We start from the raw sequence: 19,134 nt of genomic DNA on the forward strand, positions 1-19,134 counted from the left end.
CCGGAGATGCGATTCTGTTGCTTTCCGCGGCTTTAGCGGTTTTTCGTGCGAGGGCCTGCCTGATGGGGGGATTTGGAGCGTACCGTATTTCGACCGGACAGTTGGCATAGCTGATTAGGCATGCGCCTATGAGTACGACTATGTCCAGGAATTCCGATGAGCCGTTTCGACGGGTCGAGGTCATTACTTCCGTACAGTGTCGTCGACGCTGGTCAGTCGCCGAGAAGGTTCGACTGGTGGAAGAAGCCATGCAGCCGGGCATGAGCATTTCCTGTAGGGCACGGCAGGCCGGCATACCCCATCCCAACTCTTTGCCTGGAAGCGCCGCATGCTCGAAGGTGGCCATCTGGCCGTTCAGGCTGATGAAGATGTTGTGGGTGCCCCCTAGGTGCGCGAACTCGAGAAACGGGTGCGTGATCTCGAGCGCATGCTGGGCAAGCAGATCATGGAAGCCGAGATCCTCAAGGAAGCCCTGCATCTCGCGCGCCCAAAGAATGTATGACCTGCCCCGCCCGGGAAAGGATCGATTTCGTTCTGACGAGGGCAGTCCGCCTAAATGTACCCGGTCTTCTCACCACCATAAATAGGTGCGCTCCACCATCCACTTCAGCATTCATATTTTCGCTTGACATGTACGGGTGCACTCCATAGCGTTGGGAGCGTTCCCAATTCTCCAGTAAGTGGGAAGGAACGCTCTAAGTCTACGCGACTGGCGCAGCGGCGTCATAAGGCTTTTTTGCACGCCCGCGGACAAACATAGGGAGGAATAATGCTTAAGCTTTTCACTCGTGGTACAGCAATATTAGGCGCATTGATAAGCATGTCATCGCCGGTAGTGGTGTTTGCTCAGGACGAGCTAACCCCGATCCGCGGCGGGCTGGTCGTGCAATCGACCGACGTCGAGCCTACAAGCATGGACCCGGGCTTTGGTAACGCACCCGGCAAGGATATCATCGCGTTCCGCACTATTTATGAGAATCTTTTCTATCAAAGCGGCGATGGCACCCTCGTTCCTCAGCTTGCGACGGAATGGACGATCGCCGATGATGGATTGTCCATCGATTTCAAAATCCGCGAAGGTGTGACGTTCCATGACGGCACCACGCTCGATGCGGCTGCCGTAGCGTACAATTTCAACCGCTCCATCGACCCGGCTATCGGAACGCGAAACGCCACCTTCCTAGGTGACTTGGCGGGCGCAGAAGTTCTGGGTGAATATGACCTGAGGCTGACGCTCAAGCAGCCATCTTCGATTGTTATCTCCAGTATTGCTAATGAAATGGGGATGATTGCATCTCCCACCGCTATGGAGGCCTTGGGCGCCGACTTCGCCCGAAATCCAGTGGGAACTGGGCCGTTCAAGTTCGACAGATGGCAGAGCGGCGACCGCATCGAATTCTCGCGATACGACGGTTACTGGGGCAAGGACGAGAATGGCGAGCAGCTTCCCTATTTGGATCGAGTAGAACTGCGGATCATTGTTGACGCGGTCACAAAGGTGATTGCCGCAGAATCCGGCGCGGTGCATCTCGTAGACACGGTTCAGCCGCGCGACTACCAGCGGATCGAGGATAATCCAGAACTTGAGCTCGTTCCGAACATCGCGACCAATTACAATCTTCTATCGTTCAACCAGACCCGGCCGCCGTTTGATAACGTCTTGCTGCGCAAGGCGCTCACCGCCGCTATTGACCGCGACCTGATACTCCAAGTGATCTATCCCGGTACGGGCATGGTCATGCATGGGATCTTCCCTGACTATGCTCAGGAATATAACCCTGACTTGAAGGACTACGAATTCAATCCCGAACGTGCTGCCGAGCTCTACAAGGAATCCGGCTATTCCGGGCCGCCGCTGACCATGACCCTGATCCAGCGTGACCCTGACACCACGATTTCCCAGATTCTGCAGTCCCAGTGGGAAGCTGCTGGTATCCCAATCCAGATCGAACTCCTCGAGCGCCTTGCCTGGACCGACAAAGTCTACGGGCATGATTATGAGCTTGCGCTCCATAGGCTGACCGGGCCACGCGCCAATAGCGACATTCCGAACCGTTACGGCCGGGATGCCGGCGCCGACCATACCGGTCAGACGGCGCTCTTCGACGTCGTGGACAAAATCCGCACAACCATCCCTGACGACGAACGCAACGGCTACTACCGCGAGCTTCAGCAAATCATTGTCGATGAAGCGATCCAAATGCCGTTGGTCGGCCAGCGCGAGCATGTGATCGCCAGCAAGAAAGTTATGGGCCTCTCGAGAGAGCTGAACGGTAACTGGCTGCTGTCCGCGGCGTGGCTACAGCAATAAGGGCTGGATTGCACCCATGACCGACACCAGACCCGTACTCGCCGAGCTTCAAGACGTGAGCGTTAGTTTCACCAAGGGAAACGTCACTGCTCACGTTGTCGACAGCATCAATTTGAGCATCAAAGAAGGGGAAACAGTTGCCCTGATCGGTGAGTCGGGCTCTGGCAAGTCCGTCACAAGCCTTGCCATCATGCATCTGCTTCCTCGAGCCAAGATCGATGGCAAAATCATGTGGCACGGAAAGGAGGGCGCCAGGAATCTCCTGGCGCTTTCCACCAGGGAGATGCGTTCGTTTCGCGGCGGCTCCATTGGCATGATTTTTCAGGAGCCGATGACCTCGCTGAACCCTCTCTTCAAGATAGGCGACCAGATCGCGGAAGCGGCCAGGCTTCATCGACCGGTCAGCCGGCAGGAGGCGCGTCAGATCGCCGAAGATTCGCTGCGCCTGGTCGGAATCCCGGAACCGAGAGGAAGGCTCAACACCTATCCATTCGAAATGTCTGGCGGCATGCGGCAGCGCGTCATGATCGCCATGAGTCTAGTCTGTCGTCCCGCACTTCTGATTGCGGACGAACCCACGACGGCGCTGGACGTGACCATCCAGGCCCAGATTCTCGAACTGCTGCGACGCCTGCAGGAGGAACTAGGCATGTCTATGCTGTTCATCACACACGACTTTGGCGTAGTGGCCGAGATCGCGGAGCGCATTGCAGTGATGTATGCCGGTCAGATAGTGGAGCAAGGTGCTACCCAGCAAATCCTTGAAAATCCGGTCCACCCGTATACCCGGGCCCTGCTGAACGCAATTCCGCGGCTGGACAAGCGATCCGCGCGGCTGGCGTCTATCGAAGGCGTCGTGCCTGATCCCAGGGCCCTTCCTCCGGGCTGTCGTTTCGCGACGCGCTGCCAGTTCGCGGTGCCAGACCTATGCACTTCGCAGCCGCCGCCCTTGAGTGAGCTGCAGGACGGCCATGCTGTACGCTGTGCCCGCTGGCCTGAGTTTGCGAGGGTGGAATATGCCTGATCAATTTAACGTACTGCTTGAAGTCAGGAATGTGCGGAAATTCTTTGGTGTGCGCGGCAAATCCGTGCTGCCGACTGCCAAATATGTGCAGGCTGTCAATGAGGTGAACTTCAGTGTCCGGCGCGGAGAAGTCTTTTCGGTTGTAGGTGAAAGTGGCTCCGGCAAAACCACCCTTGGTCAGATGCTAATCCGGCTCCTCGATCCCAGCGATGGCGAGATCATGTTTGACGGCGTTGACCTAATGACTCTCGACGACCAGCAGATGCGCAGGGCGCGCAAGCGCATGCAGATCATTTTTCAGGATCCGTATTCGTCCTTAAACCCATACATGACGGTAGGCGATGCCATTGGCGAAGTGCTGGAAGTGCACGGGATCACTAAGACTACTGCCGAGCGGGACCAGCGCGTTGACGACCTTCTCGAAACGGTGGGGCTACGGTCGGCGACGTCGGTACGGTACCCGCACGAATTCTCGGGCGGCCAACGTCAGCGCATTGCGATTGCTCGTGCCATTGCCGCGAACCCGGAATTTCTGGTTGCTGACGAGCCGGTTTCGGCACTCGATGTTTCAGTTCAGGCGCAGATTCTTAATTTGATATCGGACCTGCGGGCGAGCATGGGCCTCACCATGGTGTTCATCTCGCACGATCTTGCCGTGGTGCGGCACATAGCCGACCGGGTCGCGGTGATGTATCTCGGCCGAATTATGGAAATTGCCGATGTGGACGAGTTCTTCGACCGGCCGCTCCATCCCTATAGCCAGGCTCTGTTGTCGGCGGTGCCAACGCCGGACATCCGGCGGTCCAAACAGCGACAGGTGCTATCGGGCGAGATAGCGTCGCCGATGTCGCCGCCATCAGGCTGCGTGTTCCGGACGCGGTGTCCTCATGCAATCGAGGCCTGTGCCGGCGTGGTGCCACCGCTTGAGCTGAAGTCAGCGACACGATCAAGCGCATGCATCCGCGATGACCTGCTGAAATAGGAAACAAAGGCCGCTCGATAGCGACCGCGCAGCAAGCCGCGGCGTCAGGAGAGGATCTGAGGAGGAACGAATGCTAAAGATGCTGATACTGAGGATCATACAATCGATCCCGGTTTTGGTCATCGTGGGTGCCGTCGTATTCAGCATTGCTGTGGCACTTCCCGGCGATCCAAGTCTCATCATTTTGGGTGAAAACGCGCCCGAGGTTGAAAGGCAGCGCATCCGTCTTGAGCTTGGCCTGGACAGGCCTGTGCTAGTTCAGTTCGGTGACTGGATGTTTAAGGCGGTGCAGGGCGACATCGGCAAATCCTACAAGACGGGTGAGCCGGTAGTGAGCGTGCTGGCGGCGCGGATACCCGTCACCCTGCAACTTGCTTTTCTATCGATGCTGTTCGCCGTGGTTGTCGGCGTGCCACTCGGCATGATTGCAGCAATCAAGCGCAATAGTTGGGTGGATGCGGTGGTTAGCGTCCTCTCCGTATCGGCGCTGGCAATGCCCTTCTTCTGGGTCGGCATCCTCCTCATCATGCTTTTCACGCTGAAACTGAGACTGTTACCTCCTTTCGGCTACGTACCCTTCTCGGAAGATCCAGTGCAGAACCTCCGGTTCATGATCATGCCGGTTCTGACGCTTGGCTCTGCTTATGTAGCTTTGGTGGCCCGCCAAACCCGTGCCGCGATGGTCCAGGTATTATCGTCTGACTACATCCGCACAGCCCGTGCGAAGGGTGCGAGCGAACTGCGTGTTGTCACCGTGCATGGCTTCCGCAATGCGCTGGTTGCAATCGTGACCGTGATTGGCCTTCAGTTCGCCGGTATGATGGGTGGCGCCGTGGTAACTGAGACCGTGTTCCAACTTCCTGGTCTCGGACGCATGATTACCAATGCCATCTTTGACCGTGACTACGGCTTGATGCAGGGCGGCGTCCTAGTAGTGGTCCTGGGCGTCATCATCGTCAACCTTCTCACCGACATGGCCTATTGGCTGCTTGACCCAAGGATTCAGCGATGAGCGTCATATCGTCTAAAGCCGTGACTTTGGGTAAGGCCGAACCAAAACGTCGACAGAACCGGCTGTTAATGACGCTAAGGGGTGTCTTCAGCCACCGCTTGGGAATGATTGGTGGCACGGTGATCGTCTTCCTCGTGATCTGTGCATTGCTGGCGTCCGTCATCGCTCCCTATTCGCCATTTACGATCAATTACACGGCGATACTTAAGCCGCCCAGCCTGGAGTACTGGTTTGGCACCGATGAGCTGGGCAGGGATATACTGTCCCGCATTCTCTACGGCAGCCAGGCATCTCTCCAGGTTATGGCCATGTCTATAGCCGGGGCACTGGTGATCGGATCGGCGGTCGGACTGGTTGCTGGCTATCTCGGCGGATGGGTTGATGAAGTCATCATGCGCGTGGTCGATGGGCTGCTCAGCTTTCCGGCTATCGTATTGGCACTGGCCATCGTGGCGGCCCTCGGGCCAAGCTTGACCAACGCAATCATCGCCATCGCGGTTGTCAACGTCCCTGATTTCGCCCGCCTTGTACGAGGGCAGGTCGTGGCCATACGGCGCTACGAATATGTGCAGGCGGCCAAAGCCATCGGAATGTCTCCAGCCAGGTTGATGTGGCGCCATGTCTGGCCCAGCGTCCGCGGGAGTGTAATCATCTATTCGACGCTCAAAGCGGCGCAGGCCATCATTACCGAAAGTGCCCTGTCGTTTCTTGGACTCGGCGTGCAGCCGCCGTGGCCGACATGGGGGTCAATGCTGTCAACCGCCATGCGGTACGGTGACAGCTGGTGGATGAGTGTATTTCCTGGACTCGCCATATTCCTGACGGTGCTGGCGCTGAATCTTCTGGGAGATGCATTGAGGGATGTTCTCGACGCCACGACCAATTGAGGCGCCGCGAACACATTAGTTGTCTCGCAATTTTGTTGTCATGCAGCAAACAGGAGCGGTCAGACACGGCCGGTTCTGAAATGGAAGGAACCATGTCTAATGCTACTGGAAGGCTTGAGTGTCATCGAATGGAGTGATGACCTTGCATCACAGTTTGCATCACGGCTGCTTGGAGATCTTGGCGCACAAGTGCTCAAGTTCGAGCCGCCAGGAGGCAGCGTGATCCGAAAAAAAGGGCCGATGTGGCCGGGTCAGGAGAACGCTCCGGAAGCCGGCATTTTGTTCGACTTTCTGAACGCTGGAAAAATCTGCCGCTCGATAGATCCGCAGAGTTCAACCGATGTGGCAATCTTCGAACGAGCCTTGGCTGGGGCCAATGTCCTGGTGCAATCGGGTCTCGATGCCGCTTTCGCCAGCGGGGGACTTTCCGTCTCGCAGCTCAGGGACCGCTTCCCGCAGCTGGTTGTGGTGTCTATTACGCCCTTCGGCGTAGATGCTGACGCGGGCCAATACCAGCCGATGTCCGAATTTGTGCTGCAGCACCATGTTGGTGTGGCCCATGCGATGGCACGTCCGGTCAGCAATCCGGAGGCTCAGCCGCCACTCGCGGCAGCTGATCACGAGGGACCGCTCGCCGTCGGTGTCTGTGGTGCCCTCGCGGCCGCATGGGGGCTACTGGTCGTTCAGGCGGGCGGCAAGGCACCTCAGATCGACTTGGCGAGCCAGGATTTTTACGCCCAAGTCCTGCTCGACGACTTTTCTCAGTTCGCCCAGGGTAAAACCAAGTTCTCCCGAGATCGTAAGGATAATCCCAATGTCGCGCCGGCCGGCGGGATCAGCTGGCTGCTGCCGGCGCAGGATGGCTTCATAATGGTATCGCCGCGGGAGGAACATCAGTGGCAGCGTTGGCTTGTCGTTTTGGATCATCCAGCCTGGGCTGGCGAGGCAGCCTTGTGCGGATCGGTAGCCATTCGCAAGCAGAATTGGGCCAAGCTGCGCGACCTCATGGGCGAGTGGAGCCGCCGTCTGCCGGCGGCCGAGCTCGCCGCCCGGGCACAGAAGCAGAAGGTCGCCTGCTTCCCGGTTAGCACGCCAGCCGAATTGCTCAAGAACGCACAACTGCATCATCGGAGATTCTTCGATCTTCTGGTGTCACCGGGGGGCGGCGCTGTCCGTATTCCGGGCCTGCCCTTTCAGATAGTCGATAGCTCTGGCCGCCAGCTGCTGCGCGAGCGGGTCGTGCAGCGGCCGCGGACCGAAGCCTTGGAGTCCAGCAATTATGAATAAGATCGAACGCGATCTGTCGGCGGGCGAGCACACGCCGAACAGCCCGGATGATGACAAGAAGCCGCTGCGCGGTCTTAGGATCATCGATTTCAGCTGGGTGGTTGCTGGCCCAATGACAACCAAGATGCTGGGCGCAATGGGTGCCGAGGTCATCAAGATCGAATCCCTTACGCGCCCCGAACACAAGCAGCGCTCCGGAATCTTCCGCATCCTCAACAACAACAAGCGCAGCTGCACCATCGATATCAGCAGCGCGGCGGGCCAAGCACTGCTGCACCGGCTAGTAGCAATGAGCGATATCGTCGTCGAAAATTTCTCCTCCAGCGTTCTGAAAAAAAATCATCTCGGCTACGAGGACCTGCGCCAGGTACGTCCGGATTTGATCTTCGTCTCGGCTTCGGGTGTGGGGCGGACCGGACCGGAAAGCGACGCTCTGGCCTATGGCACGCTGCTGCAGGCCTATAGCGGTCGGGGCGGACTCATTGGCAAGCCCAACGAGCTCATAGAGGCCATGGGCATTCTGCCGATCTGGACCGATCCGGTGACGGCCATGTGGGAGACCTTCGCTGTTCTCTCGGCTATCTATCATCGGCGCAGGACCGGGAAAGGCAGTTTTGTCGATCTCTCCATGCTGGAAGCCACCGTGGCTTTGCTCCCCGAAGCCCTAATGCGCCTGTCTGCCGGCGTTGGAGGACGTGGCCCGGGGGGCGACTACGACGGGGAATCGGCGCCCGGCGGATGCTTCAGATGCAGCGGCGACGATGCCTGGATTGGGCTGTCGGTGCGCGATGACGCCGAGTGGCAGTCGCTGTGCCAAGTCTTGGGTCATTCGAGCCTCGCTGCCCTTTATCCGACACATCAGGCACGGCTCGATGATGCGGAGGCGATTCACGCGGTAATTGCCGCATGGTGCCGGGAACAGCAGGCTACCGCTGCCGCGACACTATTGCGGCAAGCCGGCGTCCCGGCGGCAGTCACGCGCAGCTTCGACCAAGTGTTTTCAGACCCCGAAATTCAGAGGCGCGGTGTCTTCGCCCAGCTCCCCGATGGTTCGCACAACTACACTCTGCCATGGCGCGACGCCGACACCGGCTGGCGCGGCGACCTGACGCCACCCCCGGAACTGGGCGCCGACAACGACTACGTGCTTAAGCAACTTCTCGGGCTTTCGGATCAGGAATACGACGAACTGCTCGCGCCGGAGATCCTTGCGTGACCGCCTGCACTTCAGGACGGCGGGGTTCTGACCCACGCCGTCGCCTGGAACTGGGACCCGCAGACCCGATGCCGAAAGCCGATTCAGACCAACGACGTGGAAGGAAAGACCAGTGACGATCGATTACGAGAAGCGCGACGGCGTTGCCTATATTACCCTGAACAACCCGGCAAAGGCAAACGTCATGGACCGGCAACATTCGGACGCGCTAGCCGAGGTCTGGACCGATATGTGGGAGGACCGCGATATTCGCTGCGCGATCCTCACCGGCGCTGGCGATAAGCACTTCTGTGGCGGTCATAAGTTGACCTTGGCTCCTGGCATCACAGAGGAGGAACGTGAATATCTGCAGACGCGCCGCGCGTTCTGGCCCAATGGACAAACGGTCAACGGCGAAAAGATCGGCGTCGATGGACGCATGGGCGATCACTATCCACGGGTGTGGAAACCAGTCATTGCCGCGATTAACGGCTGGGCGGCCGGGGCAGGCTTTTACACGCTACTATCCTCTACCGACATTCGCATCGCCAGCGCCGAGAATGCCCGTTTTAAGTTTGCATTGCTGTCGCAGGGCTGGCTCGGCCATGGTCCCGGCGCCACGCTGCTCACGCGCCAGATCCGCTATGCTGACGCGATGCGAATCCTGTTGACCGACGAGCCCTTCGACGCTGCCGAGGCGTACCGGATCGGCATCGTTAATGAAGTGGTTCCGCATGACCAGCTAATGGCACGCGCCGAGAAGATTGCCCGTCACATCGTCACCTTGCCCCCAGTGGCCGTTCGCATGATGAAAGAGTTCGTGATCCGCTTTGCCGACGTACCTACCGATCAGGCTTGGCAGGTTCAGACGATGATGAACGCTTTCATGATCCACGCCACCATGGATGGCGAGGAAGGCCGCCGGGCCTTTAGCGAGAAGCGTCCCCCGAACTTTACCGGCGGCTTGCGCCACCGCGGGGAGGCGTGGGAAGAGCCGACGGGTGAAGATGCCGAGCGCCTGAACCGTGTGTTCAAAAGCGGCGATTTCTGATTGGAGCGATGATCCGGGCATACCCCGCTTGGAAGCGGCGGACTGATCTAGAAAGGAGACTGCGAGATGGGCAGCAAAGCCATCCACCTTCCGAATGAAATGGCGGTTGTCGAAATGCGTGCGCCCGGGGGACCAGAGGTGCTGGTTCTTGGACGCCGGCAGGTTCCGGCTCCCGCTGCCGGCGAAGTGCTCATCGAAGTCGCCGCCGCTGGTGTGAATGGACCAGATATGATGCAACGCAAGGGGCTTTACCCGCCGCCAGCGGGGGCCTCCGACTTAATGGGCCTAGAAGTCTCCGGTATAATTGTGGCGGTCGGAGCGGGCGTCACTGCCTGGGCTGTCGGCGATAGCGTCACTGCTCTCACTAATGGTGGGGGATATGCCGAATATTGTGCGGTGGATTCGCGCCATTGCCTGCCCATACCTGAGAACGTGTCTGTGCAGGATGCCGCGGGCCTTCCCGAGACATTCTTCACCGTTTGGTCCAACATTTTTTCCCCTCGACGGTTGCAGCCGGGTGCTAGCTTCCTGGTCCACGGCGGCGCGGGCGGCATCGGCTCGACGGCAATCCAGCTCGGCAAGGCTCTTGGCGCCAAAGTTTACGCCACCGAGAGTCCCGCCGCTCGCTGCGACTTCTGTCGGGACCTTGGGGCGGACCGGGTCATCGACTATGCCAACGAGGACTTCGTGGGCGTGCTGCGCGAGGAGGCCGGTGGTGCCGACGTCATCCTCGATATTGTCGGCGGGTCGTATGTGGCGCGCAATATCAAGGCTTCGGCGCCGGGCGCTCACATCGTGCAGATTGCCTTTGCGCTTGGCTCCAAGATCGAGATCGACTTGGTACCCATTATGCTGAAGCGCCTCACCTATACCGGCTCGACCCTGCGCAGCCGGTCGCCCGAATTTAAAGCGGAGATCGCTGCCGAGCTGCGGTCGGCCGTGTGGCCGCATTTCGCCTCGGGCAAGATCAGGACTTTGGTTGGGCGAGTTTTACCGTTCTCGCAGGCAGTGGCAGCCCATCAGCTCATGGAACAGGCGGGCCACCTGGGCAAGATCCTGCTGGTGCCCGATGCGCACCTCACTGAAGGCACTCGTCACGATGAGACGCCGTTGACAGGCTTGCCCTCGTGAGGCAGCGACGCCCGTCAAGCAGCTTTAGGCCCCGTCGATCCCCGCACGACAATGCCACCGCACGCCAACCGGATCAGCTTGTTTCCCGGTCGCCGGTTCTCCGACATGTCTTCGATCAGGCGGACAATTTCGTTGACTATGGTTTCGCGCGGCAGATGCAGCGTAGTCAACGAATGCGAGGGCCAGCTGGTCATCGCAATGTCGTCGCAGCCGACTATAGAAAGCTGCCGAGGCACTTGAATGCCGAAACCGTGGCGGACAGCGTCCAGGAGTCCGAGCGCCAGCATATCGGCAGCACAGAAGACCGCGTCGATTTCGGCCAAGCGCTCGACAACCTCTCCGGCCGCCGCCGCGCCGTGTTCGTAGCTAAATCCGGAGGACCGAATGATATGCGGCGCTGCCAGACCGTGCGCGGCGCAAAATGCCGAAAACCCTTCGCTTCTTTCCTGGTCAGACGAGGACTCGAGGCCCGACGAGAGATAGGCCAGTCTCTGATGCCCCAGACCCACCAGATACTCCGCCACTTTCTCACCCGCTGCAAAGTTGTCATAGGCCAACGCGAGCGTGTCCCGGTCGGCCGGAGTGCGATGGACGTAAATGATCTTCTCGCGAGCGCTAGGGGAGTGGGCGATGGAATCGGCGGAAGCGAAGCTCGAGATCACAAGCAGCGCGATTGGGTCATAGGCCATCAGCATGTCAAGCCCGTCATGAATCTCATGAACGTGCTCACCGGCGACAAGCATAAGCGTTATATTGTCCTTGCTCAGCCGGTTGGCGACAAGGTTGAGAATCTCGGAATAGAAAGACGAACTGATCCGCGAGACGAGGACGCCCACGATCTTGGTTTTGCGACCGACGAGCCCGCGGGCAAAAGGATTGGCCTTGTAGCCGAGCTCGGCCGCCCGTCTGAGAACGAGCGCCCGCGAGCTGTCGGAAATACGCGAATCCGGCTGAAAGGCGCGGCTCACGCTCGAGACCGAGATGCCCAAATCCAGAGCCAAGTCCTTGATGGTTACGCGGTCAGACCTGCGATCGTCAGTCAATTGTTTTTTCTCGGTCACACAATCGGGAGCCCTCATTACTTGAGCACGGGCTGTGGGGCAACATCTGTCCCAAGTCAAGCGGCCTGCCGGCGAACCTTATCGATGAGGTTTAGGCAGGGGCGGGCCACAACTGAGCGGTTAACCTGTCTTCTTAATACAAGTGCGCTGCGCGGACAAATTGATTGGTGCCGATCAAATCACCACTCCAATGTCAAACGAAGCAAAGTCGTGCACTCGTCAGGGGCCGACGACGCATCGTCCCGCCAGTTCCAGAAGCATGACTCAGACGCGGCACAGGGGAATATCGGTGCGAATTGAAAATGTAAGAACCATTCTTGTCGACAGATACTTGTTCATTGAGATCACCACCGAAAACGGTCTGGTCGGCCTCGGCGAAGGCGGCGCTTGGGGATTTCACGAGGCCACCATCGGTGCGGTAGAAAAGTTTAAAAACTACCTGATTGGAAAAGATCCGTTAAGGATCGAGCACCATTGGCAATACATGTATCGCTGGACCCACTTTCGCGGATCGGCGGTAATGGCGGCGATCAGCGCCATCGATATCGCGCTCTGGGATATCGCCGGGAAGCACTTCAAAGCGCCTGTCCACGCCCTGCTCGGCGGTAAGGTGCGCGAGAAGGCGCGCTGCTATTATCATGTATTCGGTGAGACAAAAGAAGAGCTGTTCGAAGGCGTTCGTAACGCCAAGGAAATGGGATTCACTGCTGTCGGGCATCTGACGCCATTCCTCGACACGCCACGCGAAGAGCCTTTGTACCAGAGCCATGTTGAGATGATCACCGATGCGGTTGAGACGGTGGCACAGTATCGCGAGATCGCCGGACGGGAGGTGGACCTGTGCATCGAAATCCACCGTCGCCTCAAACCCTATGAGGCCGTGCAACTCGGCCGGGCTATCGAGAAGTTCACGCCGCTCTTTATCGAGGATCCGGCGACCCCCGACAACCTGGACGAGATGGCCTATATCGCCGACAAGATTTCCATACCGCTGGCGACAGGCGAGAGGATGACCTCGATTTGGGAATTTCAAATGCTTCTGGCTCGCAATGCCGTCCAACTGGTGCGTCCAGACGTTTGCATTGTCGGTGGGATTTCGGGTGCGCGCAAGGTCGCCGCACTTGCGGAGGCATCCCATGTCGGCGTCGTGCCGCACAATCCACTGAGCGGGGTTTCGACGGCGGCTTGCCTGCAGATCGCCGCGACTGCTCCCAATTTCGTGTTGCAGGAGTTTCCGGGCGATGTCTGGAACGTCACTGATGCGCGGCCGGACACTGGCAGCTTCCTGATCGGTGCCGCCCTCCACGACGGCGAAGGCTTCCTGACCATCAGCGATGAGCCGGGCATCGGCGTTGCACTGAAGCCAGACGCCTCCCTGAACTTCCCCTATCGGCCTCGCGAGGTGCTCACCCGCCTGCACAAGGACGGATCAGTCGTGGACCAGTAAAGGCGAGCCGGCTTTCTATTCTACTGCCCAACCGGCAGTGACAGAACCACATCTAAACCTTGGAGGAGAAAAGAATGAGAGAAGATATCCCGACAGCAAGCCGCGTGAAGGATACCGGTATCCGAGCACTTTACGCCTTGCCTAACCGGTGGCAAGCTTGGATTGACGTCGAAGTCGCCCTAGCGCAGGCTCAGGCCGAAGTTGGCATGATCCCAGCCGAGGCAGCCGCAGCCATCGCCGACAAGGCGCAACTACAACTGATGGACAGCGCGCGCATAACCGAAGGCTTTGAACGTACTGGTCATCCCCTGGTGCCGCTCGTGTGGGAATTGTCGCGCCTGGTTGGCGACCCCCATGGTGGCTGGGTGCACTGGGGCGCGACGACCCAGAATATCGTCGAAAGCGGCGACCTGCTGGTAATCCGCAAGGTTCATCAGGTTCTGCGCGATCTAATCCGCGACACACTGTTGTCTATGGCGGATCTTGCTGAGCGTGGCGCCGACATGCCGATGGCAGGACGTACGCACGGCCAGCACGCAGTTCCCATTACCTTCGGTTACAAGGTGGCGACTTGGATCGACCAGTTGATGCGGCATCTCGACCGCATGGATGATCTCAAGCCACGCCTGTTCTGCGCGGTACTGGGTGGTGCCGCGGGGACGTTCGCCTCATTGGGCAAGGATGGTCCGCTGGTGCAGCAGAAAATGGCGGAACGGCTTGGGATGACGGCGGTGACGAACCCATCGCGGGCCATTCTCGATACTCTAGCAGAAAATGTCACCTTGCTGGGCTTGCTTGCTGGCACTGGCAGCAGGATCGGGCGTGAGATCTACGACCTCATGAAGACGGAGTTCGGCGAGGTCGAAGAACCCGTCCCGCCGGGCACGGTCGGCAGTTCGACCATGCCGCAAAAACGCAACCCTAAGCTGGCGCAGGACGTGGTGGCGCTCGCCGCTGAAATCCGTTCACAGATTCCGCTCGCGCTGGAAGCGGTTCAGACCGAGCACGAGGCCGATCGTACCACCAGCCTGATGATGCAGACGGCCGAGGAGCAGGCGAGTGTCGCGGCTGGCGATATGCTAGTGCGAATTGCGACCATCATGCGGGATCTTAAGCTTCATCCCGAGCGCATGCGGCGCAACATCGACCTGAGCGGCGGCCTGATTATGGCCGAAGCGGTGATGCTTCAGCTCGGGAAGACCATAGGTCGCCAGCACGCCCATGATGCTGTCTACGACGCTGCTCAGGAGTCGGCGATACAAAGCAGGTCGTTCGCCGAACTGCTCGCCGAAGATCCCCGCGTGAACGAACATCTGGGCAGCGAGGAGATCGAGAAGCTGCTCGATCCCACCGTATATACCGGTCTCTGTGCTGATATCGCGAGGGAGGCAGCGGCCCGAGTTCGCCAGCGGTATGCGTAATCCCGTCGATACCGCCATAACTGTCCGCCCGTAGTCCAGGCGTGCGTTAAGCAAAAGCGTGGATGCGCCGCGAGGGAAGCAGGGCATCCACATTTCGTCACACTGGAGGAGACCCAAATGAAGATCGTCGAGATTACCACCGAAGAATATCGCTGGCCCCGCAAGAAGCCGATCACCAACGGACTGCACACCTACACCGATGTTGAATTTGCCATCGTCCGCATCAAGACTGATGAAGGTGTCGAGGGTATCGGCCTGGGGAGCGGCGGTGCAATATGGCGATCAACCATCGAGCGGATGGTGCCGCTACTGATAGGCGAGGACCCGGTGAACACCGAGCGATTGTGGAACAAAATGTGGGTGCCTAAGCTGATTGGGCGGCGTGGGTTGACTACGAGGGCCATCTCCTCGATCGACATTGGGCTGTGGGACCTTCGCGCTAAGCTGGCGAACATGCCACTCTTTAAACTTCTCGGCGGCTTTCGTGATGCTGTCCCCACCTATGTGGCAGGCGGCTACTACGAAGAGGGCAAGGGGCTCAAGGAGCTTGCCCTTGAGATGGAAGAAAACGTCAATATGGGCGCACGCGCCATCAAGATGAAGGTCGGCGCCGTGCCGATAGCCGAGGATGTGGAACGGGTACGTATCGTGCGTGATGCCATTGGGCCTGACGTTAAACTGCTGGTCGATGCCAACTGCGCCTATCGCTGGTACACGGCAGTGCAGTTTGCTCGCAGAATAGAGCAGTACGATATTTTCTGGTTTGAGGAGCCCGTTCAGCCGGACGACTATGACGGTCACCGCAAACTTGCTGCGGCGACAGTTATTCCCATCGCCACGGGTGAAAACGAATACACACGCTACGGCTTTCGCGATCTTATTCGCCATGACGCGGCCGCGATATTCAATGCCGACGCTAAGGTGCTCGGCGGAGTGACCGAGTTCATGAAGGTGGCGGCTCTCGCGCAGGCCAACGATCTCGACATAGCCCCGCATGGCTCGCAGGATATCCATGTACATTTGGTGGCCGCGATTTCGAACGGGCTTATTCTGGAGTTCTATGGGGAAAGTTTTGATCCGATGTGGGGGCGCATCTACAAGGAGACTCTTCGGCTTAACAAAGACGGCACCGTCAGCCCGCCGGCCACCCCTGGTATCGGCGTCGATCTAAATTACGATGCTCTCAGAGAATATCGGGTTGCTTGAACTCCAGATCTGTTGAGTAGTGGCAGCCCGGGAATGACATGACAAATCATGTTCCCGCGGCTTTCATTGGCCCTACATCTATTACGCCGGGTCGTTGCTTGGCGCGGAAGTTGTTACCGATGGATCGGACCACCACCGAGATTATGGACCGACACGCCTCAACTAGTGCTGCCTACATACGCCAACCACACGACGTCTCCCGCATTGCTCACCTAGCTCCCGCAACCTCTTCGGTCCCATTATGTTTCAACAACTGCCCTTCCCCTTCCTTCCCCTGTTCGTGCCTGCCGACCGGCCCGATCGCTACCTGAAGGCGGCGAATTCGGGAGCGGATGCGGTGATCATCGACCTGGAGGACGCTGTCGTCGCCTCCGCAAAGGTGGGAGCGCGCGAGCAACTACTGGCCTCAGCGGCAATGCTGGCGAAATGCCGGGTGCCAGTCCTGGTGCGAGTCAACGCCGCTGATACGGCGTGGTACGAGGACGATCTTGCGAGCTTGCGTACCCTGCCGCTGAGCGGCATTTTGCTGCCCAAAGCTGAGGATCCTGCAGCAGTCGGCGCCCTGGCGTCCAGCCTGTCCCCAGGCACCGAGCTCATCGCGCAAATCGAGAGCCCGCGCGGTTTGGTGATGGCACGCGGGATCGCCATGGCGGCCTCGCGCCTTGCTTTCGGCTCGGTCGATTTCTCGGTGGCGCTGGGGATTGAACACCGCCGAGATGCGCTGCTATTCGCCCGCTCTGAACTGGTGCTGGCATCCGCCCTCGCCGGCAGACCCGGGCCGATCGACGGTGTCACGACCGCCCTGAACGACGACGCGTTGACAGCCGACGACGCCTGCTATGCCGCCGCCCTGGGCTTCGGCGGTAAGCTCTTGATCCACCCCCGCCAGGTCAAACCAGCAGCGGCGGCGTTCGCTCCCACTGAGTCCCAAGAGCAATGGGCCATGAGGGTACTCGCGGCCTCGGACGGGGAAGCGGTGGCAGTCGACGGCGCGATGGTGGATGCGCCGGTGTTGCAGCAGGCCAGCATGATTCTTGCGCGCGCCAGCCTGGCTAGGCGCGGCTGACCAGCGTCAATCTGAGACATCGGACTCGGTTTTTCTGCGCTGCGACAGCTACCGCCTGCGCGAAAAGCGTCGATCCGGCCTCTGCAGAAGGCCGAGCTACACTCGAAACCAACGAACCGAAAAACCAATGAAGAGGTCAGTTCTTCACTTCGCAAAAGGGAGCAGTTCTTCGTTTCGCTCGACACCCTAACTCCTTAGCCTGTATGCAACAGCGTCAGCCCTAGCGCGAACTCGTCCGTCTTAAGTGCACCGCGATTTGGATGTTCTTTGCCCACGGCAGCGGCAAGCAACGGCTCGGCATCGTAGCGGCTACCATTGGGCGCGCGGAGGAGGGTGGAGCTCGCGCTGAACCCATACCGTTCAGGAGCCGATCTCGATCAACCTGGTCGAACTCCTCCATTGCGGCTTGTACGGCATCACGGCTGGTCAGTAGAGCAAGCGACATAGATAAGGGGCCCGAGTGCCGTGGCAGTTGCGGCAAGTCCCGAGCCTGTCAACCGTCAGGTCGGTTACGTGCTTTACTGCGTATGGGTGTGCGTGCGTGTGGGGATGGGGTGAGGCCGTCGCCTCTATACGGGTGCACAAGAGGCCGCTACGGGTCCCTCTCGGCAGAAGGGGCGTTCGGGGGGTGCGCGGAGCTCCGGATTCCGACAGTTTCTGGCTTGGAAGGTTCGACCTAAATGTTCGAGTCCAAACGGGCTAGTCTTGGTCCAACCAAATAAATGCTAAGTCACTGATTTTTATAGCTGGTCCAAGCGGCCCAGTGTCGGCCCCATCTCTCCAAGCGATTCCTCGCCCCCGCTAGTTCAAGCCAAAATTCTTCCACTTTGGTGATTCCTATAGACTCCTAGGACTCCGTGGACAGATGTAACTTATTACCTGAAAATGTTGGACAATCTCTGTCCCTGTATGGTGAAGAGGGGCGCCTCGACTCGGGCCGGTTGGACTAGGATGGTGTGAGATCAAGAATCCCAGTCGGGAGTCTGCTTCAACCAATCGGAAAACTCTTCACGGCACTTTTTCAATGGCGGGATGACATAGAACCACGGGCGAGCACCGTTGTCCCCACGGCCACGCTTGTCCTGCAAAGAGGGAAGGATCGCGCGAAGCTCTTTCCCAAACTGCTGACGGTCGACAGGCTCTCCCTGGTATCTGCTAGCACGGATGAAGCGCTCATAATGATCACGAAGATCTTGCCTGCCTACCATCAGCGGACCATTGACCCAATCACCTGGGGTAAACCCCAGTGACCCGTCATGAAGAAGGTCGAACCACCATCGTGGGACGCCGGTCAGGCCCGCCAATTTCTGATCCCGCAACGCATTTGTTTGCGGGACTTGGGTAACTTTGAAATTCGTAAGGTCCACAGACAGGAGATAAGACAAAAAGGCTGCTGAGCCGTCTCCGTGAATTTCCTCATAGAGCGGATCAAAGTAGGCTGTGTCGCCCGTACGCGCGTTGCTCACCTCTAGAACCGCATATCTACGCTCATCGTTCGATGCCGGTACTACCCATCGGTCATTGGTGGTCATCAAGATTCGACAGTATGAATCCACGGTGACTGGATCGACGCCCTTGCGTTCAACCGTCATAGTCTCTGAAGTGATAAGTGCTTGAAGCACACCTTTTTTGTCGGCGGCCCCAGCCCAGTATGCCTCCTCAACATGTACAAGGATGGCAGGGGCGAGGTGTGCATTGAAGCGCTGGGTCAATAGGTCCGGCTTTTCGATATGGGCAACGTGACGTTTTCCAATAATCAATTTCAAGATCGCAGCTAGCGTATCCTTGCCCGCGCCTTTTCCGCCTTTCAGCACAAGTGCAACTCTGGGCTTTCGGCCTGGGTTTTGGAAGATGTCAGCCAACCAGCACTTGACGTAGTGGAAGTGCGTTTCGTTGCCTGAGCAGACCACTTCTAGAATGTGAGCCGCCGGTCCCGCCTATCGCGCTACCCATGCCGGGCACCTGAGCCTTCCTCAACTCAAGGTCATGTCGGCGATCGAGAGCTGTCGCAGTGCAGCTCTGGGCGGTCACGTCGAAGCCTGTTCCGACTGCG

15 protein-coding genes and 2 pseudogenes are annotated in these 19,134 nt (G+C 58.8%); 15 read left to right on the forward strand and 2 right to left on the reverse strand.

Annotated features, from left to right (window positions below; all coding sequences use genetic code 11):
• Nucleotides 1-128: 128 nt before the first annotated feature.
• From C8264_RS19245 to C8264_RS19290, 10 genes and pseudogenes are all read left to right on the forward strand, one after another.
• Nucleotides 129-493: pseudogene (locus tag C8264_RS19245) on the forward strand (transposase); the annotation flags it as partial.
• A gap of 276 nt (nucleotides 494-769) precedes the next feature.
• Nucleotides 770-2,311, forward strand: coding sequence for an ABC transporter substrate-binding protein (locus tag C8264_RS19250; protein ID WP_108462608.1), 1,542 nt, complete (start codon nucleotides 770-772; stop codon nucleotides 2,309-2,311).
• A gap of 16 nt (nucleotides 2,312-2,327) precedes the next feature.
• A complete protein-coding gene (locus C8264_RS19255; RefSeq protein WP_108462609.1) occupies nucleotides 2,328-3,335 on the forward strand; it encodes an ABC transporter ATP-binding protein in 1,008 nt (335 codons plus the stop codon).
• Complete coding sequence (locus tag C8264_RS19260; protein WP_108462610.1) at nucleotides 3,328-4,317, forward strand: ABC transporter ATP-binding protein; 990 nt, start codon at nucleotides 3,328-3,330, stop codon at nucleotides 4,315-4,317. Before C8264_RS19255 ends, C8264_RS19260 begins: the two co-directional genes overlap by 8 nt.
• A gap of 70 nt (nucleotides 4,318-4,387) precedes the next feature.
• Nucleotides 4,388-5,329, forward strand: coding sequence for an ABC transporter permease (locus tag C8264_RS19265; protein ID WP_108462611.1), 942 nt, complete (start codon nucleotides 4,388-4,390; stop codon nucleotides 5,327-5,329).
• Nucleotides 5,326-6,216 carry an ABC transporter permease gene (locus C8264_RS19270; RefSeq protein ID WP_162783776.1) on the forward strand — a complete coding sequence of 297 codons (891 nt, stop codon included), beginning with the start codon at nucleotides 5,326-5,328 and terminating at the stop codon, nucleotides 6,214-6,216. The genes C8264_RS19265 and C8264_RS19270 overlap by 4 nt, the downstream gene beginning before the upstream one ends.
• Before the next feature lie 99 nt (nucleotides 6,217-6,315).
• Entirely contained in the window at nucleotides 6,316-7,503 is a 1,188-nt protein-coding gene (locus C8264_RS19275) for a CoA transferase (protein WP_108462613.1), read from the forward strand.
• Nucleotides 7,496-8,719, forward strand: coding sequence for a CaiB/BaiF CoA transferase family protein (locus C8264_RS19280; protein ID WP_108462614.1), 1,224 nt, complete (start codon nucleotides 7,496-7,498; stop codon nucleotides 8,717-8,719). Before C8264_RS19275 ends, C8264_RS19280 begins: the two co-directional genes overlap by 8 nt.
• A 112-nt stretch (nucleotides 8,720-8,831) precedes the next feature.
• Nucleotides 8,832-9,749 (forward strand): enoyl-CoA hydratase/isomerase family protein, encoded by a 918-nt coding sequence (locus C8264_RS19285; protein WP_108462615.1) that lies wholly within the window; start codon nucleotides 8,832-8,834, stop codon nucleotides 9,747-9,749.
• A gap of 66 nt (nucleotides 9,750-9,815) precedes the next feature.
• Nucleotides 9,816-10,880, forward strand: coding sequence for an NAD(P)H-quinone oxidoreductase (locus C8264_RS19290; protein ID WP_245893393.1), 1,065 nt, complete (start codon nucleotides 9,816-9,818; stop codon nucleotides 10,878-10,880).
• Nucleotides 10,881-10,894: 14 nt separating this feature from the next.
• Here the strand turns inward: C8264_RS19290 and C8264_RS19295 are convergent, their stop codons facing one another.
• Nucleotides 10,895-11,941 (reverse strand): LacI family DNA-binding transcriptional regulator, encoded by a 1,047-nt coding sequence (locus tag C8264_RS19295; RefSeq protein ID WP_162783777.1) that lies wholly within the window; start codon nucleotides 11,939-11,941, stop codon nucleotides 10,895-10,897.
• Nucleotides 11,942-12,200: 259 nt separating this feature from the next.
• Here C8264_RS19295 and C8264_RS19300 point away from each other — a divergent pair, with 259 nt between their 5' ends.
• The 4 genes from C8264_RS19300 (at nucleotide 12,201) to C8264_RS19315 (ending at nucleotide 17,081) form a co-directional block, all read left to right on the forward strand.
• Complete coding sequence (locus C8264_RS19300) at nucleotides 12,201-13,388, forward strand: mandelate racemase/muconate lactonizing enzyme family protein (protein WP_205245733.1); 1,188 nt, start codon at nucleotides 12,201-12,203, stop codon at nucleotides 13,386-13,388.
• A gap of 74 nt (nucleotides 13,389-13,462) precedes the next feature.
• On the forward strand, nucleotides 13,463-14,809 hold the full coding sequence (locus tag C8264_RS19305; RefSeq protein WP_108462618.1) for a class-II fumarase/aspartase family protein: 1,347 nt from the start codon (nucleotides 13,463-13,465) through the stop codon (nucleotides 14,807-14,809).
• Nucleotides 14,810-14,926: 117 nt separating this feature from the next.
• Complete coding sequence (locus C8264_RS19310) at nucleotides 14,927-16,015, forward strand: mandelate racemase/muconate lactonizing enzyme family protein (RefSeq protein ID WP_108462619.1); 1,089 nt, start codon at nucleotides 14,927-14,929, stop codon at nucleotides 16,013-16,015.
• 241 nt (nucleotides 16,016-16,256) lie between these two features.
• On the forward strand, nucleotides 16,257-17,081 hold the full coding sequence (locus tag C8264_RS19315) for an HpcH/HpaI aldolase/citrate lyase family protein (protein ID WP_108462620.1): 825 nt from the start codon (nucleotides 16,257-16,259) through the stop codon (nucleotides 17,079-17,081).
• 962 nt (nucleotides 17,082-18,043) lie between these two features.
• Here the strand turns inward: C8264_RS19315 and C8264_RS19320 are convergent.
• On the reverse strand, nucleotides 18,044-18,943 hold the full coding sequence (locus tag C8264_RS19320) for a DUF5906 domain-containing protein (RefSeq protein ID WP_162783778.1): 900 nt from the start codon (nucleotides 18,941-18,943) through the stop codon (nucleotides 18,044-18,046).
• Nucleotides 18,944-19,007: 64 nt separating this feature from the next.
• Here C8264_RS19320 and C8264_RS19325 point away from each other — a divergent pair.
• Nucleotides 19,008-19,134 (forward strand): annotated as a pseudogene (locus C8264_RS19325) (transposase zinc-binding domain-containing protein); the annotation flags it as partial.

It is taken from the genome of Devosia naphthalenivorans (assembly GCF_003056355.1).
Taxonomy (GTDB): domain Bacteria; phylum Pseudomonadota; class Alphaproteobacteria; order Rhizobiales; family Devosiaceae; genus Devosia; species Devosia naphthalenivorans.